A 17,096-nucleotide genomic window follows, 5' to 3' on the forward strand; every position below is an offset into this window, starting at 1 on the left:
ACTGTGTGGGAGAGTAGGAAGTCGCCAAATTTTGTTCCGCGATAGCTCAATGGTGGAGCACTCGGCTGTTAACCGATAGGTTGGAGGTTCGAGCCCTCTTCGCGGAGCCAATTTGATTATTACACTAGGATTTTTCCTAGTGTTTTTTTGTTTTTAATCTAATATAATTAATATAGTATCCTAAAAACATTCGAATGAATGTTTTATTTTATATAAGAAAAGTATAAGATGTCGATTTATTCGTTTGTGCTCATTTGTGAATAAATATGATTATTTTTGTTGACAAGTTTAAATTGTTAATATAAAATGAGATTAAGCAATCAAACAAATGCAAAAATGAGCAAATATTTTAAGATAAGGTGTGAAATATATCATGTTTGCGCAACAAAGACAACAAATCATTTCTGAAATTTTAAAAGAAAAGAGCAGTATAAAGGTAAATGAAATATCATTAATGCTCAATGTATCAGAGTCAACCATAAGAAGAGATTTGCAGGAGATGGAAGAAAAGAATCTTCTTACGAGAACACATGGGGGAGCTGTAGGATTAGATAATAAAACAAATTATGAACCTTCATTTCAAGATAAGAAAGACGAAAGAATTGATCAGAAAAAAAAGATAGCAGAAACTGCAAGTGAATTCATTCAGGATGGAGATACAATAATAATGGATTCTGGGACAACTACTTTAGAGTTAGCAAAAAGAATTAAAGCTAAAAACTTGACTATAATAACTAATTCTATTGATATTGCATCAGAACTATCTAGTAATAAAGATATAGAAATAATAGTAACAGGTGGATCATTAAGAGTTAATACAAGAGCAATGGTTGGTAACATGGCAGAAGCCGTACTTCGAAACTTTAGAGTAGATAAAGTTTTTTTAGGGGCTAACGGTATATCTATAGAAGAGGGAATAACTACTCCTAACTATGCAGAGGCTCAAACTAAAAAAATTATGATGAATCATGCTAAAAAAGTTATAGTAATGGCAGATAGTAGCAAATTCGAAAACGTTTCGTTTTCAGTTATATGTCCAGTTAAAGCTGTAAGTATGATAATAACTAGTGATGATATTGATAAAAGAATAATTGAGGAATATGAAGAAGTTGGAGTGGAAATAATAACAACTTAGATATAGGAGGTGATTTGATGGTAATAACTGTGACGCTTAATCCAGCAATAGATAAAACACTAATTGTAGATGGCTTTCAGTTGGGATCTGTAAATAGAACTATGGATGTGAGACATGATATTGGAGGAAAAGGTGTTAACGTTTCTAAGGTTCTAAAAAATTTAGGAATAGATTCCTTAGCAATAGGTTTTTTAGGTGGAGTATTTAGAAAATCTTTTGAATCTGAATTAGGTAAAAGGAATATAACTCATAGATTTGTGAAGATAAAAAATGATACTAGAACCAATATGAAGATAGTAGATAATATTAATAAAACTTATACTGATATAAATGAAGCTGGTCCCCAGATATCTACAGAAGAGCTGAATGAATTTATAGATATATATAAAGAAGTTTGCAAAGAAGGAGATATAGTTGTTCTATCAGGTGGAGTACCTCGAGGTGTATCAAAAGATATATATAAAGTTTTGACAGGAATCGCAAAAGAAAAAGGTGCTTTAGTAATTATTGATGCTGAAGGGGAACTTTTGGAAGAAGGAATGAAAGAAAAACCTTTTGCCATTAAGCCAAATGATCATGAATTATCAATTATGTTCAATGAGGATTTAAAGGATGAAAAAAGTATATTAGAAAAAGCTTTGTTGGTAAAAGATAATATGAAGATATCTAATATACTAGTATCTATGGGATCCAGGGGAGCGTTATATATAACTGATAAAGGGAAATACATAGCTGGGGGATTAAAAGTACCTGTAAAAAGCACTGTAGGTGCAGGGGACTCCATGGTTGCAGCTTTAGTGTATTCTATGGTAAAAAAATTAGATGACGAAAATACATTAGGTTTTGCTCAAGCTTGTGGAGCAGCTACAGTTACTTTAGAAGGTACGGAGGCATGTAGCAAAAAACAAGTTGAAGAATTACTACCAAAATCAATGGAACTTATAAGGAGGATATAACATATGGAAATAAAAGATATGTTTTCTAAAGAAAGAGTCTGCTTACAATTAGGAGCTAAAAATAAACTTGAAGCAATAGATGAATTAATAGATATATTAGTTAAAGATGGCAAGATTAACGACAAAGAGACATTTAGAAAAGCAGTACTAAAAAGAGAGGAGGAGTTTTCTACAGGAATAGGAATGGGAATAGCCATACCACATGGTAAAAGCGATTCAGTAAATGAGGCTGCTATAGTTTTTGGTAAAAGTGATCAAGGAATAGATTATGGTTCAATGGATGATAAGCCTGCACACCTATTTTTCTTAATAGCAGTACCACAAGATAGTAACGACATACACTTAAGAGCATTAAGTCAAATATCAAGAAAATTAATGCATGAAAATGTAAGAAACGCAATCATGAATTCAAGTAATTTTGAAGAATTTATAAAAGTATTTGAGTAAAATATTAAAATTTATTATGGGGGTATTATTATGAAAATAGTAGCAATAACATCCTGTCCAACAGGAATAGCCCATACATACATGGCTGCTGAGGCATTAGAAATGGCAGCCAAAGAGATGGGTCATCAAATTAAGGTTGAAACTCAAGGTTCTGTAGGTGCTGAAAACGTATTAACAGAAAAAGATATTGCTGAAGCTAACTGTGTTATCATAGCAGCAGACACTAACGTATCTAAAGATAGATTTGTTGGAAAAGCATTAGTAGAAGTAGCAGTTTCAGAAGCAATAAAGGATGCTAAAGGACTTATTGAAAAAGCTAAAGGTGCTAAGGTCTTAAAAGCTGAAGTATCTGAAGAAACAAATACGGAGAAAAAAGAAGGTTCTTCACAAAAGAAAGGTGTATATAAACATCTTATGACTGGTGTATCATACATGATTCCTTTTGTTGTTGCAGGTGGTATATTAATAGCATTAGGATTTGCATTTGGTGGAATCTATGTTTATGAAAATGTAGGTTCATTTGGAGAAGTAATATTCTCAACTGGTAAGGCTGCATTTGGTTTTATGGTGCCTGTACTTGCTGGATTTATAGCATACTCAATAGCTGACAGACCTGGTATAGTGCCTGGATTTGTAGGTGGAGCGTTAGCTAATACTATAGGGGCTGGATTCCTAGGAGCATTACTTGCTGGATTTATAGCTGGTTATGTTGTTATAGGTATTAGAAAATATATTAAATTACCAAAATCTATGGATGGATTAATGCCAGTGTTAATTATTCCAGTATTATCAACTTTTATAATAGCAATCATAATGACATTTGTTTTAGGTGGTCCTGTAAAGGCAATTAACGATGCGATGAATTCTGGATTAGTTAGTTTAAGCGGAAGTAGTAAAGTTCTTTTAGGTTTAATCTTAGGAATAATGATGGCAGCAGATATGGGTGGTCCTATAAATAAAGCTGCATACGTATTTGGAACAGCAACTTTAGCTAATGGAAGTTCTTCAGCTATAATGGCAGCAGTTATGGTAGCTGGTATGGTACCTCCTTTAGGAATAGCATTAGCAACAGTTATGTCAAAGAAAAAATTTACTGTTGAAGAAAGAGAAGCTGGAAAAGCTAACTGGGTAATGGGATTAGCATTCATAACAGAAGGAGCTATACCATTTGCAGCAGCTGACCCTGTAAGAGTAATACCTTCACTTATGGCTGGATCAGGAGTAGCAGGAGCACTTTCAATGTTATTTAATGTTACATTAGCAGTTCCTCACGGTGGAGCATTCGTATTAGCTTTACCAAACGTAGTAACTGGGCTTGGAATGTATTTAATAGCTATGGTAGCAGGAACTGTAGTAAGTGGAGTTCTTCTATCAGTACTTAAAAAAGAAGTATAGAATATAAATACAAAGGAGTTATAGCTAAACTATCAAATAGTTTGCTATAACTTCTTTTTTATTTTATAATTTAATTAATAATTATTATCAATTACTAGGAGTGATGACTATGGAATTAAAAGAGGCGATAATTAATAGAAGATCCATAGGCAATGTTGAGAATAAAGAGGTTCCTAAAGAAATAATTGAAGAAATAATAGAGTCTGCAAAGTGGGCACCTACAAGATTCTTAACACAACCTTGGAGATTTTTTGTTATAACAAAGGATGGGAGACAATCTCTATCTAAGGTAATTGAAGAGATTGCAGTTGATTTAGGTACAGATCCAAATACAGAAGAAGGAAAAAAGAGACTAGAGTTAGAGCGAAACAAACCTTTTAGAGCACCAGTTATTATAGCTGTTGCAGCAGAAGTAAGTGAAAAAGAAAGAGTGATAAGACTTGAGGAGCTTGGAGCGGTATATGCTGGAATACAAAACATGTTGCTTACAGCTCATTCATTAGGAATAGCTGCATATTGGAAGACTGGTAAGGAGTGTTATCACCCTAAGATGAAAGAGTTTTTTTATCTTAAGGAAAAAGATGAAGTATTAGCATTTATATATTTAGGTTACTCTGAGAGTACTAAAAATGCAGCACCAAGAATATCAACAAAAGAACTGACTACATGGATTGAATATTAAGATATTTAATAGTATTGACTTTCTTTTGGGTTTAGGAATATAATATATAAAATATTATAAATTCTATGAAGAGGATAGTAACTAATTAGGATTCTTATAGAGAGCGAAGGATGGTGAGAGCTTCGCAGAAAAGTTTTTAGTGAAAGACACCTTAGAGAAGTTTATTTGAAATTTAGTAGGATAAATCGGTTGCTACCGTTAAAAGGCTTAAAGATAATCTTTTTATATATTAGATTAAATAAGGATGGCACCGTGGGTAAACTCACTCCTGTTAAGGAGTGAGTTTTTTGTTTATTTATATATATTCTAAGGTTAATTAGGATGGTACCGTGAAGTATAGCTTTGCTCCTAAATGGAGTGAAGCTTTTTTTATTATTTGAAAGTTAGTGTTTTTATTCAAATGTCCGAACATTCGAATGTTCGGACATTTGAAAAATTAAATAAAAGTTTTTAAGATGAAAGGAGTCAATTATGAAAAGAATAATGATTAGTAGGCTAGAAGGGTCTATAGGAGAAAAAATATTTATACAAGGTTGGGTTCACAGAGTTAGAATTTTAAAAAACATTTCCTTTGTAATAGTAAGAGATAGAAGTGGAATGGTTCAATGTGTGGTTGACAAAGATATAGATTTAAATAATTTAACAAATGAATCTGTAGTAGAGATAACTGGAGTAGCTAAAGAAGGAAAAAACTCTTTAAATAATTTTGAAGTAATAGTTAAAGAAATTAATGTTATAAATAAAGTTGAAGAGATACTTCCTATAGAAGTAAATAAAAATTCTTTAGATATTTCTTTAGAAACATTATTAAATAATAGAGTTTTAAGTCTTAGAAATGAAAAAAACAATGCAATATTTAAAGTTCAGCATATATTGTTACAAGGTTTTAGAGAGTTTTTATCAAAAGAAGATTTTACAGAAATATTTTCTCCTAAAATTGTAGCTGAGGGTGCTGAAGGAGGAACCTCTGTATTTAAATTAAATTACTTCGGGAAAGAAGCTTATTTATCTCAAAGTCCACAGTTTTATAAGCAGATGATGATAGCAGCAGGATATGAAAGAGTTTTCGAAATTGGCAACTTTTTTAGAGCTGAGGAGCATGACACAAGAAGACATTTAAATCAATTTACAAGCATGGACGTAGAATTGGCATTTATAGAAGATGAAAATTCAATTATGGATCTTGAAGAAAACTTACTAAAATATATGTTTAACAAGTTAGTTAATGAAGGTGAAAGATATATTAAGTTATTGAATATTGATGTGCCTCAAATCGATATAATACCAAGAATAGAATTTAAAGAGGTTTTAAAAATATTAAAAGAAAACTATGGAAAGATTATTAATGACATTGATTTAGATTCTGAAGGAGAAGAGCTTATAAGCAAATATGCTAAAGAGAAGTTTAATTCAGATTTTATATTCATAACTAATTATTACAGAGAAAAAAGGCCTATGTATACAATGCCTAAGGGAAACGAGGGGACTAAATCTTTTGACCTTATATTTAGAGGAATGGAAATAACATCTGGGGGACAAAGAATTGATGATTACTCTATGTTAATAGAGAGCTTTACAGCTAAAGGGTTAGATCCGGAAGATTTTAAAAGTTATATTGATATTTTTAAATATGGAGTTCCACCACATGGAGGTTTTGCTATAGGCTTGGAAAGGTTTTTAGCCTTATTGCTAGGATTTAGTAATGTGAGGGAAACGACTCTATTTCCAAGGGATAAGAGCAGACTTGTTCCTTAGAGAATTAGTGACTTTACAAGGAAAATAATCCTTGCATCAAAATAATAAATGTGATATTATAAATGAGTAATAAAAAGTAAAGATATAAGAAGATAATAATTTTCTCCAGTTTTAGAGAATTTGTTAATCACTTATAAATCTTTAAAAATGGAGGAATTGAAATGGCAGATAAAACTATCGTTTGCAGAGATTGCGGAAAAGACTTCGTTTTCACTGAAGGAGAACAAGCTTTTTACAAAGAAAAAGGATTCGACAATGAACCAGTAAGATGCGTTGATTGTAGAAGAGCTAAAAAACAACAAAACAATAGAAGATAATTATTGTAAATGTTGAAGCTATAAGATTTAATCTTATAGCTTTTTTGCGTTTTAAAATATATTCTGATAATGAAATTTATGTTTAATATAAAAGTAAAGTATAACTAAATAAATTATAGTCTTTAAACAGATACTACCTAAGAACAAAATAAAATTATTGGAGGAGTTACAAATGAAAGCTATAGTTTATGAAGGTATTAGAGATGTAGAAGTTAAACAAGTAAAAGATCCTGCTATTCAAAAATCGGATGATATAATAGTTAAAGTAACTTCTACAGCTATCTGCGGATCGGACTTACATTTAGTTCATGGATTTATACCTAATCTTCCTAAAGGGTTTGTATTAGGCCATGAAACTATGGGGATTGTAGAAGAAGTAGGAAAAGATGTAACTAAGGTTAAAAAAGGAGATAGAGTAATAGTTCCATTCCCGGTTTCTTGCGGGCATTGTTGGTATTGTGAACATGATTTATGGAGTCAATGTGATAACTCAAATCCAAATGGAGAAACGGGAGGATTATTAGGATATAGTAATACGTTTGGAGGTTATGATGGAGGTCAGGCTCAATATCTAAGAGTTCCTTATGCAAATGTAGGTCCTACTATAATTCCAGAAGAGCTGACAGATGAACAAGTTTTATTTTTAACTGATATCTTACCAACATCACTTTGGGGTGTTGATATTGCAGAAGTAAAACCAAATGATACTGTTGTAGTTTTAGGATCTGGTCCAGTAGGCTTATTAGCTCAAAAATGGGCTATATATAAAGGCGCTAAAAGAGTAATTGCAGTTGATAGAGTAGGATATAGATTAGAGCATGCTAGAAAGTATAATCAAGTTGAAACTATCAATTTTGAAGACTATGATAATACAGGTGAATATATTAAAGAAATAACTGGAGGAGGAGCAGATGCAGTAGTAGATTGTGTTGGGATGGATGGAAAGATGTCTACTATAGAGAAAATAGAAAGTGCATTAAAGCTTCAAGGTGGATCAAAGTCAGCTATTGAAATAGCATCTCAAGCTATTAGAAAAGGTGGAACGGTAGCTTTAGTAGGTGTTTATGGATCTAAGTATAATGCATTTCCGCTAGGAGATTTCTTTTCAAGAAATATAACTCTAAGGATGGGTCAATGTCCAGCACATATATATGTTGATCCTATACTAGAGTTAATTAAAGAAGGTAAATTTGATGCTACTGATATAATAACTCATAGGTTATCAATTGATGAAGGAAAACATGCTTATGGGATATTTGATGCTAAAGAAGACAATTGTATAAAGGTTGTTTTAAAACCTAATTAATATATATAAGAATACAGTATGAAAATATTGTATTCTTTTTTATTTAAAAATAGAAATAGTTTGAATATTTAGAAAATTAAAAGGAAATATAATAAATATGGAGAATATATAATAATAAAAGCGTTCTATCTATAGAGTTAGGAATAATATTTTAATAGTATTAATATTTTAATATAGATGACTTAGCTGAAATTTTTCAGCATCATATAGCCTAAACTTTAAAGAAAGGTGGGTGAATGTTAAGGCTTAGGACCTTAACGCACGTATGAAAGAGTACAAAATTTCCAATTTAAGAAATGTAGGAATAGTTGGACATAGTTCATCAGGAAAGACATCTTTGGTAGAGGCTTTATTATTTACAACAAATACAATAGACAGATTAGGGAAGACAGAGGAAGGAACTACTGTAAGTGACTATGATTTAGAAGAAAGAAAAAGGAGGATATCTTTAAACACAACAATTTTACCTTTAGAATATGAGGATAAAAAAATAAATTTGTTAGATACTCCTGGTTACTTCGATTTTGTAGGTGAAATGGTTCAAGGAATGAGAGCAGTAGATGTAGCAACAATAGTAGTATGCGGTGTATCAGGTGTTGCAGTAGGTGATGAAAAAGCGTGGGATTATTGTAATAAAATAAAACTCCCTAGGAGCTTTTTTATAAATAAGCTAGATAGAGAAAACTCTGATTTTGATAGAGTTTTAGAAGACTTAAAAAATAGATTTGGGATAAGTGTTGTACCTATTCAATATCCAATTGGAAAAGAAGATGATTTTCATGGAGTAGTAAATGTTATATCTAGAAAGGCGAGAATATATAGTAAAGGAAATCCTAAAGGGGTTTTCTGTGATATACCACCTGAACTAGAGGAAAAGATAGATAGCTGTAAACAGGCTATCATGGAAGCTGTTGCAGAGACTGATGAAGAGCTTCTAGATAAATACTTCTCAGAAGGAGAATTATCTGATGAAGAAATATATAAGGGATTAATTAGAGGTTGTGCAAATGGGGATGTGGCACCTGTTATGTGTGGCAGTTCTACATCAGCTATAGGGATGGATGTATTACTTGAAGATATATGTGAATGTTTCCCATCACCTGAATATGCACTTCCGCAAAAGGGAATTGATTTACAAACTGATGAAGAGGTTTTCATGAACTATGATGAAAATAAGCCTTTTTCTGCATTTATATTTAAAACAATTGCAGATCCTTTTGTAGGAAAATTATCTCTATTTAAAGTAATTACAGGAAAAGCTAAAAATGATTTAAGTATATATAATTCTAATAAAGATAAAAGTGAGAAGCTAAGTAATTTATATTTCATGAGAGGGAAACAGCAGGTAGTAGCTAAAGAGATTATAGCTGGTGATATAGGTGCAATAGCTAAACTGCAATATAGTGCAACAGGGGATACCCTATGTGAATCTACCTTCAAGATAAAATATGATAAAATAAACTTCCCAGAGCCTGTAATATCTATGTCTATAGTACCAAAGAGTAAAGGTGATGAGGAGAAGATCTCATTGTCTTTGGGCAAATTATTAGAAGAAGACCCAACCTTTAAAATAAGTAGAGATATTGAGAATGCAGAAACCATAGTATCTGGAGTGGGTGAAGCACATCTAGAGGTTATAGCTGCAAAGATAAAAAATAAGTTTGGAGTGGATGTATTGCTTCAAGAACCAAAGGTTCCATATAGAGAGGCTATAAAGGGGGTTGCTGATGTTCAAGGAAAACACAAAAAGCAATCTGGTGGACATGGTCAATATGGGGATGTATGGATTAAATTTGAGGCAAGAAACGATGGAGAAGATGAGCTAGAATTTATTGATAAGGTTGTTGGGGGATCCGTACCTAGAAACTTTATACCAGCAGTTGAAAAAGGTTTAAAAGAATGTATTCGTCACGGGGTATTGGCTGGCTATCCAGTTATAGGATTAAAAGCTACCCTTCATGATGGATCTTATCATACAGTAGACTCATCAGAAATGGCATTTAAGATAGCTGCTTCTCAGGCTTATAAGAGAGGTTTAGAGAAAGCTAATCCTATTTTGTTAGAACCTATAATGTCTGTAACCATAAGTATACCAGAAGACTATATGGGAGATATAATAGGAGATATAAACAAGAGAAGAGGAAGAGTGTTAGGAATGGAGCCAGATAAAAAGCTTCAAAAGATTATAGCAGAAGTACCTATGGCAGAGATGTTTAAGTATGCTACAGATCTTAGAAGCATAACAGGGGCTAGAGGTAGTTTTGAAATGAAGTTTGAGAGATATGAAGAAGTTCCAGCTCCAGAAACCTTAATTATAATAGATGAAGTTAAAAGGAATAGGGAGCTTAGAAACGAAGCTTAATAATACGATAATGATAAATATAAACACCCGTAGGATATAATTTCCTATGGGTGTTTTCTATTAAATAAGGTATATATTTATACTTTCTTGGTTAAATTAATTTCAATAAAGAATATAGGGATATTAAGGGGAATATGCTAAGTAATAGGTGCCTGAAATTAGAGTGGTTCACTAGGAGGGTTCACAGATGTCAGAATATAAAATGGAGATAAAAGGAGAAATAGGATTAAGTGATTATAGTAATATTTATGATTATATAGGAGTTGTAGATACTGCGGATAATTTTACTATAACATTAGATTCGTCCCAAACTGAAAACCTAGACATAATATGCTCTATGCTTAAAGATAATAAGTTTAACATATTGTATCAAGGGGAAGATTCACAAGGAAATTATTTTATTAATGCTATAAAAAAGAAGTGAGAATTTGTATATACTTATGTTATAATAAGTATGTTATGTATTGAGAATACTAGTTTTAAGCAACTAGTATTTTATTAGAGTTTTATTGGGACAAGTTATAAATCTAGGAGGGAAATCTATGAAAAATTATGTAGTAGGTGTTGACTTAGGAGGAACAAAGATCAGCTGTGCCTTATCTGATCTTGAGGGTAGAGTTGTAGCTCAAACTACAATACCAACTTTAGCGCATGAAGGAGATAATCCTGTATTAGGAAGAATAATCAAAACTATAGAGATGGTTTTAGAAGAAGGAAACGTTGCAACTAATGAAGTAGCTGCAATCGGAATAGGATCTCCAGGACCTCTTGATGCAAAAAAAGGAATTATAGTAACTACACCGAATCTTCCATTTAAAAACTTTCAATTAGTACAGCCAATAGAAGAAAAATTTTCTATTCCCACTTATCTAGACAATGATGCTAATGTAGCTGCAATAGCAGAATTTATGTTTGGAGCAGGTAAGGGAACTGAAAATATGGTATATATAACAGTAAGTACAGGTGTTGGTGGAGGAGCTATATTAAATGGTAAAATATATAGAGGAAGCACCACTAATGCATTAGAAGTAGGTCATACTACTGTATTCCCAGGTGGTCCAAGATGTGGATGTGGGAATTTAGGATGTCTAGAAGCTACTTCTTCAGGAACAGCTATAGGCAGACGTGCAAATGAAGCAGTAAACAGTAAAGTAGAAACATCATTAAGAGATTACGAAACTGTTACTTCATATGAAGTATTTAAAGAAGCAGAAAAAGGTGATGCTGTATCTAAGAAGATATTAGATGAAGCATTCAGCTATCTAGGAATTGGTGTAGCTAACATAATAGCAAGCTTTGACCCAGATAAGGTTATAATAGGTGGAGGCGTTTCAAAGGGCGGAGATGTACTATTTAATAAAGTACAAGAAGTTGTAAACGAAAGATGCTTCAAATCAATGGCAGAATATTGCAAGATAGTTCCAGCTGGATTAGGAACAGATGCTGGTGTTTTAGGAGCTGTGGCTCTAGCTATAATGGAAAGTAAATAGATTTTATATAAAGGTAGGGATTGTTGATCCTTACCTTTTTTTCATGTGAAACTTCTTTTTATTGCATTGAAAAAATATTATGATATATAATATTAAGAACAGGAAAATAAATACAGTAAGGAGTAAGGCATGGATTATAATTATAGATTTTTGAAACTAGAATTTTTAGACATATATGAAGAGATAACTAAGCTAGAGATGACATCAGAAGAATATCATTATATTCTTGAAAATGCAGTTCTTCTAGTAGTAAAAAGAGTTTATGAAAAACTTTCTATAGAATATATAAATGAAGATATTAAAATATGCCTTAGAAACCTTATGGTTAAAGGATATATAAACGAGGAACTATACCATGATATTATTAATCTCCTAAATACAAAGAGAAGCTTTGATGAGGAGTGTGGGAGAGTCATGTATGAAGTAAGTACATGGCTTGTAACAGAATTTGGAGAAGAGGATTATTCTCTATTTATGGACAGCCTAACAGAAAAGGAAAAGAATATATTTAAGAAATACATCTATCCAAAAGAAATAAGTATTGAAATAGTAGAAAATGAAGAAGAGAATTTAAAAACACTAGAGAATATACTTCCTTATTATGAAGAAGAAGTTGAGGACGAGGAGCTATCTGCTTTAATAAATGATGGTGAAGATTATTACTATGGAAGAAATGATAAAGAGAAGAACTTGGAAAAATGTTTTGAATGTTTTAGCGAAGCTGCAGACTTAGGAAGTTCTTATGCTCAATCTTGGATAGGATATTTGTATGAACTTGGGCTAGGAGTGGAGAAAGACTACGACAAAGCATTGGAATGGTATAAAAAATCTTCCTTAAGCGACAATGCCTATTCTCAGTGGGCAATAGGAATGATGTATCTCTCTGACAAAAAGCCGGATAATGATTATAAGATGTCTTTATATTGGTTTACTAAATCGGCTGAAAATGAATATGCTCCAGGACAATATCAGCTTGCAAATCTATATTATGATGGTGACGGAGTGAATCAAAACTATGAGGAAGCTTTCAAATATTATTCTAAGTCGGCAGGGTATGGTTATTCACCAGCAGAATTCATGTTAAGTACTATGTATAAGAATGCACTTGGTATAGAGGAAGATATGGTAAAGGCTGTGTATTGGTGTAAAAAGGCAGCGGAGCATGGTTATCCACCAGCACAACTAATAGCAGGAAAAATATTAACACAAGGGTTTAATATAGAACAAGATAAAAATAAGGGAATAGAGTTCATAGAGAAAGCAGCAGAAGAGGGAATGACGGAAGCATACAATTATTTGGCCGAACTGTATGAAGGTAATTATGGACAAGAAAAGGACCTTAATAAAGTACTAGACTATTATGAGAAATCTACAGAGTTAAATGATATTGAAGGAAAACTTTCTCTTGGATTGTATAAATTATATGGCTATGCTGGAGAAACTGACTATAAAGGAGCTTATGAAATATTCTCAGAACTTGTAGATAAAGAAAAAGACCCTAGTGCCATGGTTAGACTATCAATAATGTATATTGAAGGTTACTATGTAGAGAAAGATTTAGATAAAGCATTAGAGCTATCTATTAGAGCTTCTGATCTAGATTATGGGAGTGCGTATATAAATGCTGGGTATATTTATGAAAGAAAAGATTTTTTGAAAAGAGATGTTAACAAAGCGCTAGAATATTATAATAAAGCTTGTGAAAAGGAAATGCCAGAGGCATTCTTTAACATTGCTATGTTATATAGAAATGGTGAATTAGGTGAAATTAATGGAATAAAAGCCTTTGAATACTTTAAAAAGGCGGCTGACTTAGGAGATTTGGAAGCTGCAGCTTATGTAGGAGATTATTTAGAGTATTCTTATGGAGTAACACCTAAAGACCACTATGAGGCATATAGATATTATTATATGGGATATGAATATGGGCTTAACCAATCTAGTTATGCTATAGGAAGATTCTATAAAGATGGCATGGTAGTAAAAAAAGATTATAAAAAGGCTTTTGATATTTTTTTAAGCATCTATGAAAAGGGATATAAATATGCTTCAGCAGAATTAGGAGAATGTTATATATTTGGATATGGAGTTAAACAGGATGTAGAAAAGGGCATAGCCTTATTAAATCAAGGAATGGAGCTAGAAAATCCTAGGGCATTTTTAATAATGGGGGATTGTTATCAACTTGGATTGGGTGTAAAAAGAAAAAAGAGTGAAGCCATAGATTACTATATACAAGCTTTTAAGAAGGCAGAATGGGATGCGGCACTTAAGCTTGCGGAAAATCAATATAAACTAGGTGGAATAATAAAAAAATATAGTAGTATATTTAGATTTTTAGAAGTTGGAGCAGATAATGGGCATGGTGGATGCTGCTTTAATCTAGGGATATTATATTATTATGGAAAAGGGCATAGGAAAGATTTAAGAAAATCAAAGGAATATATATTAAAGGCGTGTGACTATGGAATACCAGAAGCTGAAAATTTCTATAGATTAAAGTTTTCAAAAATAGGGGAAAGTTCTATAGAAGCAACAAAGATATCTTCAGGACAATATTTTGTTAATATTTTAAAAAAATGATTTTATAAAAAAGATATCTCTTTTGGGATATCTTTTTTACACTTATAATTAAAAGAGAAAAAGTTTTAGGAGGAGAATATGAAAACTACTATATATTTAACAAGACATGGAGAAACTATATGGAATTTAGAGAAAAGGCTACAAGGATGGAATAACTCTCCTTTGACAAAAGACGGAATAGATCAGGCAAAAAATTTAAGCAAAAGACTAGAAGATATAAACATTGATGTAATATATACAAGCCCCTCAGAGAGAGCGTTTAAAACAGCAGAAATTTTAAAAGGAGAAAAAGATTTAGAAATAAAACTTCATGAAGGTTTAAAAGAAATGGGTTTTGGACTATGGGAAGGAATGATATGGGAAGAAATAGAGAACTCTGAGAAATATGGAAAGGAACTATATAACCTATATTATAACCCTAAAGAATATAAACCTTTTGAAGGAGAGGAAATAGATATTTTTGAAAAAAGAACTAAAGAAGCTTTAGAGGAGATAATTGAGAACAATAAAGGAAAAGATGTTTTAATAGTTACTCATGGAATTACTTTAAAGCTGATGGTTGGGTATTTTGAGAACTTAGGAATTGAAGAAACTATTAAGGGGATAGTTATGGGACAAACTTCTCTTACAAAGATAACTATTGAAGAAGATACATATAATATAGAATTTAAAAATGATACTAGTCATTATCAAGATGACTACATAAAAAAAGGCTGGTAATAAGAAGATAAGTAGGACGGAATTTTAAAATTCTGTCCTACTTTTATGTAAGTTATAGCCCATTAATATTATCTAAAAACGGCAATAACAATTATAACCTTAAAAGCTTGTCCGGTCAATATAAAATAACTAATGAAAAAATTTCTAAGAATAAAAAGAGCAAATTTGCATAGATTAAATAGTGTACAGGACAAGAATTCACGAATAGGAGTGATTAATATGCCGAAAGATAGTCAAGTTGATAATAAATTATCTAGAAAATTGAAATCTAATTGGGATGATACATCAGCATCAGAGGAAGGCAAAAATAAAAATAAAACTAGAAAGAAACAATCAGCCCCAGTAACTTGGCAATAAATTCTTTTGCCTCATACATAACCTCCATCTAGCTTTTACCCCACCTTAAAGCTAAAGGTTACAAATATAAACTACTTAATTATACTTAGATGTTTAGGTTTTGAGGTAAGAGAGTTTTTCACATAAAGGTCTGTCCGAAGTAGAGTTACTCTACTTTTAGGACAGATTTTTTATTGATTAGGAAATTCAGAACGGTATCGCTTTGATAATTTTTTGAAAGTTTAAATTAAGCTATTGCCTAGAAAATTCCAACAACAAATGATATCATTATAATTAATAAATTTATTAAGAAGGTGAATTAAATGAATGCTGAAATTATTGCAGTAGGTACAGAGATTTTATTAGGAGATATAGTAAACACGAATGCGCAATATATATCTAGAGAGTTAGCTAACCTTGGAATAAATGTATATAAACAAGAAGTTGTTGGAGATAATGAAGAAAGAGTTTTGGAAAGTTTTAAAAATGCTTTTGAGAATTCAGATATTATAATAACTACAGGTGGACTTGGACCAACACCAGATGATTTGACAAAAGAAATGGCAGCTAAATATTTTAATAAGGAGCTTGTGCTTCATAAAGAATCTTATGAGAATTTAAAAAAGTTTTTCGAGAAAAGTGGAAGAGAATTAGTAGGAAGTAATGAGAAGCAGGTTTATTTTCCTAAAGATGCAATAGTTCTTAAAAATGATCATGGAACAGCTCCAGGAGCAATTATAGAAGGGGATAATGGTAAGAAGATAGTAGTATTGCCTGGACCTCCAAGAGAAATGAAGCCTATGTTTGATAATTATGTTGTTCCATATCTTAAGGAATTTACAGATAGTGTTTTGGTTTCAAAGGTGTTAAGAACTTTTGGAATCGGAGAAAGTCGTATGGCAGAGATAGTTAACGACTTAATAGTAAATCAAACTAATCCAACATTAGCGCCTTATGCTAAAGATATAGAAGCTATTTTAAGAATAACAGCTAAAGCTAAAAATGAAAAAGAAGCAGAAGAACTTATAAAACCTGTTGAAAAAGAGATTAGAAGAAGATTAGAAGAATATATATATGGAGAGGGAGAAACTTCTTTAGAAGAGGTTGTGGGAGAACTCTTAGTTAAAAAAGGAATAAAAATAGCAACTGCAGAAAGTTGCACAGGTGGGATGGTGGCAGAGAAACTTATTAACTACGCTGGAATATCTGAAAGCTTTTTGGAAGGGGCAGTTACTTATTCAAATGAAGCTAAAATGAAGAGATTAGGTGTAAAAAAAGAAACATTAGATAAATATGGTGCAGTAAGTAAAGAGACTGCTAGAGAAATGGCTGAGGGTATAGCTAAAGCAGCAGGAGCTGATTTAGGAGTTTCAACCACAGGAATTGCAGGACCAGGTGGAGGAACAGCTGAAAAACCAGTTGGACTAGTTTATATTGGGGTATATTATAAAGGGAATTGCTTAGTTAAGGAATTTAACTTTACAGGTAATAGAAATAGAGTTAGAGTAAGAACTACTATGAGTGCACTTGACCTTGTAAGAAGAACTATAAAGTAATAAAACAACAAACCCTCCAAGACTCATAAGGACTCCTAGAGGGATGTTAATTATAT

15 protein-coding genes, 1 tRNA gene and 1 other annotated feature are annotated in these 17,096 nt (G+C 31.9%); all 16 genes read left to right on the top strand.

Features of this window, described 5'->3' with window-relative positions:
- Positions 1-35 precede the first annotated feature (35 nt).
- The 16 genes from BUA92_RS18485 to BUA92_RS18555 all read left to right on the top strand — a co-directional run bounded on the left by BUA92_RS18485 (position 36) and on the right by BUA92_RS18555 (position 17,040).
- Positions 36-110, top strand: a tRNA-Asn gene (locus BUA92_RS18485).
- 263 nt (positions 111-373) lie between these two features.
- Positions 374-1,135, top strand: a complete 762-nt coding sequence (locus tag BUA92_RS18490; protein ID WP_073022129.1) for a DeoR/GlpR family DNA-binding transcription regulator — start codon at positions 374-376, stop codon at positions 1,133-1,135.
- 17 nt (positions 1,136-1,152) lie between these two features.
- Entirely contained in the window at positions 1,153-2,091 is a 939-nt protein-coding gene (pfkB, locus tag BUA92_RS18495) for a 1-phosphofructokinase (RefSeq protein WP_073022132.1), read from the top strand.
- A 3-nt stretch (positions 2,092-2,094) separates the two neighbouring features.
- Positions 2,095-2,538, top strand: a complete 444-nt coding sequence (locus BUA92_RS18500; protein WP_021803788.1) for a PTS sugar transporter subunit IIA — start codon at positions 2,095-2,097, stop codon at positions 2,536-2,538.
- Positions 2,539-2,568: 30 nt separating this feature from the next.
- Positions 2,569-3,933 (top strand): PTS fructose transporter subunit IIC, encoded by a 1,365-nt coding sequence (locus tag BUA92_RS18505; RefSeq protein ID WP_073022134.1) that lies wholly within the window; start codon positions 2,569-2,571, stop codon positions 3,931-3,933.
- Between the two features lie 109 nt (positions 3,934-4,042).
- Positions 4,043-4,615, top strand: a complete 573-nt coding sequence (locus BUA92_RS18510) for a nitroreductase family protein (protein WP_073022137.1) — start codon at positions 4,043-4,045, stop codon at positions 4,613-4,615.
- A gap of 56 nt (positions 4,616-4,671) precedes the next feature.
- Positions 4,672-4,888 (top strand) — a binding site (T-box leader).
- Positions 4,889-5,086: 198 nt separating this feature from the next.
- Complete coding sequence (aspS, locus tag BUA92_RS18515; protein ID WP_073022139.1) at positions 5,087-6,370, top strand: aspartate--tRNA(Asn) ligase; 1,284 nt, start codon at positions 5,087-5,089, stop codon at positions 6,368-6,370.
- A 161-nt stretch (positions 6,371-6,531) separates the two neighbouring features.
- Positions 6,532-6,687 carry a zinc-ribbon domain-containing protein gene (locus BUA92_RS18520; RefSeq protein WP_073022141.1) on the top strand — a complete coding sequence of 52 codons (156 nt, stop codon included), beginning with the start codon at positions 6,532-6,534 and terminating at the stop codon, positions 6,685-6,687.
- Positions 6,688-6,859: 172 nt separating this feature from the next.
- Complete coding sequence (locus BUA92_RS18525) at positions 6,860-7,993, top strand: zinc-dependent alcohol dehydrogenase (RefSeq protein WP_073022143.1); 1,134 nt, start codon at positions 6,860-6,862, stop codon at positions 7,991-7,993.
- A 265-nt stretch (positions 7,994-8,258) separates the two neighbouring features.
- Positions 8,259-10,355 (top strand): elongation factor G, encoded by a 2,097-nt coding sequence (gene fusA / locus BUA92_RS18530; RefSeq protein ID WP_073022145.1) that lies wholly within the window; start codon positions 8,259-8,261, stop codon positions 10,353-10,355.
- Between the two features lie 187 nt (positions 10,356-10,542).
- Positions 10,543-10,779, top strand: a complete 237-nt coding sequence (locus tag BUA92_RS18535) for a hypothetical protein (RefSeq protein ID WP_073022147.1) — start codon at positions 10,543-10,545, stop codon at positions 10,777-10,779.
- A 118-nt stretch (positions 10,780-10,897) separates the two neighbouring features.
- On the top strand, positions 10,898-11,845 hold the full coding sequence (locus BUA92_RS18540) for an ROK family protein (RefSeq protein ID WP_073022149.1): 948 nt from the start codon (positions 10,898-10,900) through the stop codon (positions 11,843-11,845).
- A 129-nt stretch (positions 11,846-11,974) separates the two neighbouring features.
- Complete coding sequence (locus BUA92_RS18545) at positions 11,975-14,428, top strand: tetratricopeptide repeat protein (RefSeq protein ID WP_073022151.1); 2,454 nt, start codon at positions 11,975-11,977, stop codon at positions 14,426-14,428.
- Between the two features lie 78 nt (positions 14,429-14,506).
- On the top strand, positions 14,507-15,148 hold the full coding sequence (locus BUA92_RS18550; RefSeq protein WP_073022153.1) for a histidine phosphatase family protein: 642 nt from the start codon (positions 14,507-14,509) through the stop codon (positions 15,146-15,148).
- A 219-nt stretch (positions 15,149-15,367) separates the two neighbouring features.
- Positions 15,368-15,505: a hypothetical protein gene (locus tag BUA92_RS23400; protein WP_021803777.1), complete on the top strand. Its 138-nt coding sequence runs from the start codon at positions 15,368-15,370 to the stop codon at positions 15,503-15,505.
- Between the two features lie 302 nt (positions 15,506-15,807).
- A complete protein-coding gene (locus BUA92_RS18555) occupies positions 15,808-17,040 on the top strand; it encodes a competence/damage-inducible protein A (RefSeq protein WP_073022155.1) in 1,233 nt (410 codons plus the stop codon).
- Positions 17,041-17,096: the final 56 nt, after the last annotated feature.

Source organism: Clostridium intestinale DSM 6191, assembly GCF_900130055.1.
Taxonomy (GTDB): domain Bacteria; phylum Bacillota; class Clostridia; order Clostridiales; family Clostridiaceae; genus Clostridium_T; species Clostridium_T intestinale.

Excerpts from the sequence above, each read along its gene's own strand:
- BUA92_RS18505 (WP_073022134.1), top strand. The coding sequence starts at position 2,569 with ATGAAAATAGTAGCAATAACATCCTGTCCAACAGGAATAGCCCATACA.
- BUA92_RS18540 (WP_073022149.1), top strand. The coding sequence starts at position 10,898 with ATGAAAAATTATGTAGTAGGTGTTGACTTAGGAGGAACAAAGATCAGC.
- BUA92_RS18545 (WP_073022151.1), top strand. The coding sequence starts at position 11,975 with ATGGATTATAATTATAGATTTTTGAAACTAGAATTTTTAGACATATAT.
- BUA92_RS18555 (WP_073022155.1), top strand. The coding sequence starts at position 15,808 with ATGAATGCTGAAATTATTGCAGTAGGTACAGAGATTTTATTAGGAGAT.
- BUA92_RS18510 (WP_073022137.1), top strand. The coding sequence starts at position 4,043 with ATGGAATTAAAAGAGGCGATAATTAATAGAAGATCCATAGGCAATGTT.
- BUA92_RS18500 (WP_021803788.1), top strand. The coding sequence starts at position 2,095 with ATGGAAATAAAAGATATGTTTTCTAAAGAAAGAGTCTGCTTACAATTA.
- BUA92_RS18520 (WP_073022141.1), top strand. The coding sequence starts at position 6,532 with ATGGCAGATAAAACTATCGTTTGCAGAGATTGCGGAAAAGACTTCGTT.
- aspS (WP_073022139.1), top strand. The coding sequence starts at position 5,087 with ATGAAAAGAATAATGATTAGTAGGCTAGAAGGGTCTATAGGAGAAAAA.
- BUA92_RS18550 (WP_073022153.1), top strand. The coding sequence starts at position 14,507 with ATGAAAACTACTATATATTTAACAAGACATGGAGAAACTATATGGAAT.
- pfkB (WP_073022132.1), top strand. The coding sequence starts at position 1,153 with ATGGTAATAACTGTGACGCTTAATCCAGCAATAGATAAAACACTAATT.
- BUA92_RS18525 (WP_073022143.1), top strand. The coding sequence starts at position 6,860 with ATGAAAGCTATAGTTTATGAAGGTATTAGAGATGTAGAAGTTAAACAA.
- BUA92_RS23400 (WP_021803777.1), top strand. The coding sequence starts at position 15,368 with ATGCCGAAAGATAGTCAAGTTGATAATAAATTATCTAGAAAATTGAAA.
- BUA92_RS18490 (WP_073022129.1), top strand. The coding sequence starts at position 374 with ATGTTTGCGCAACAAAGACAACAAATCATTTCTGAAATTTTAAAAGAA.
- fusA (WP_073022145.1), top strand. The coding sequence starts at position 8,259 with ATGAAAGAGTACAAAATTTCCAATTTAAGAAATGTAGGAATAGTTGGA.
- BUA92_RS18535 (WP_073022147.1), top strand. The coding sequence starts at position 10,543 with ATGTCAGAATATAAAATGGAGATAAAAGGAGAAATAGGATTAAGTGAT.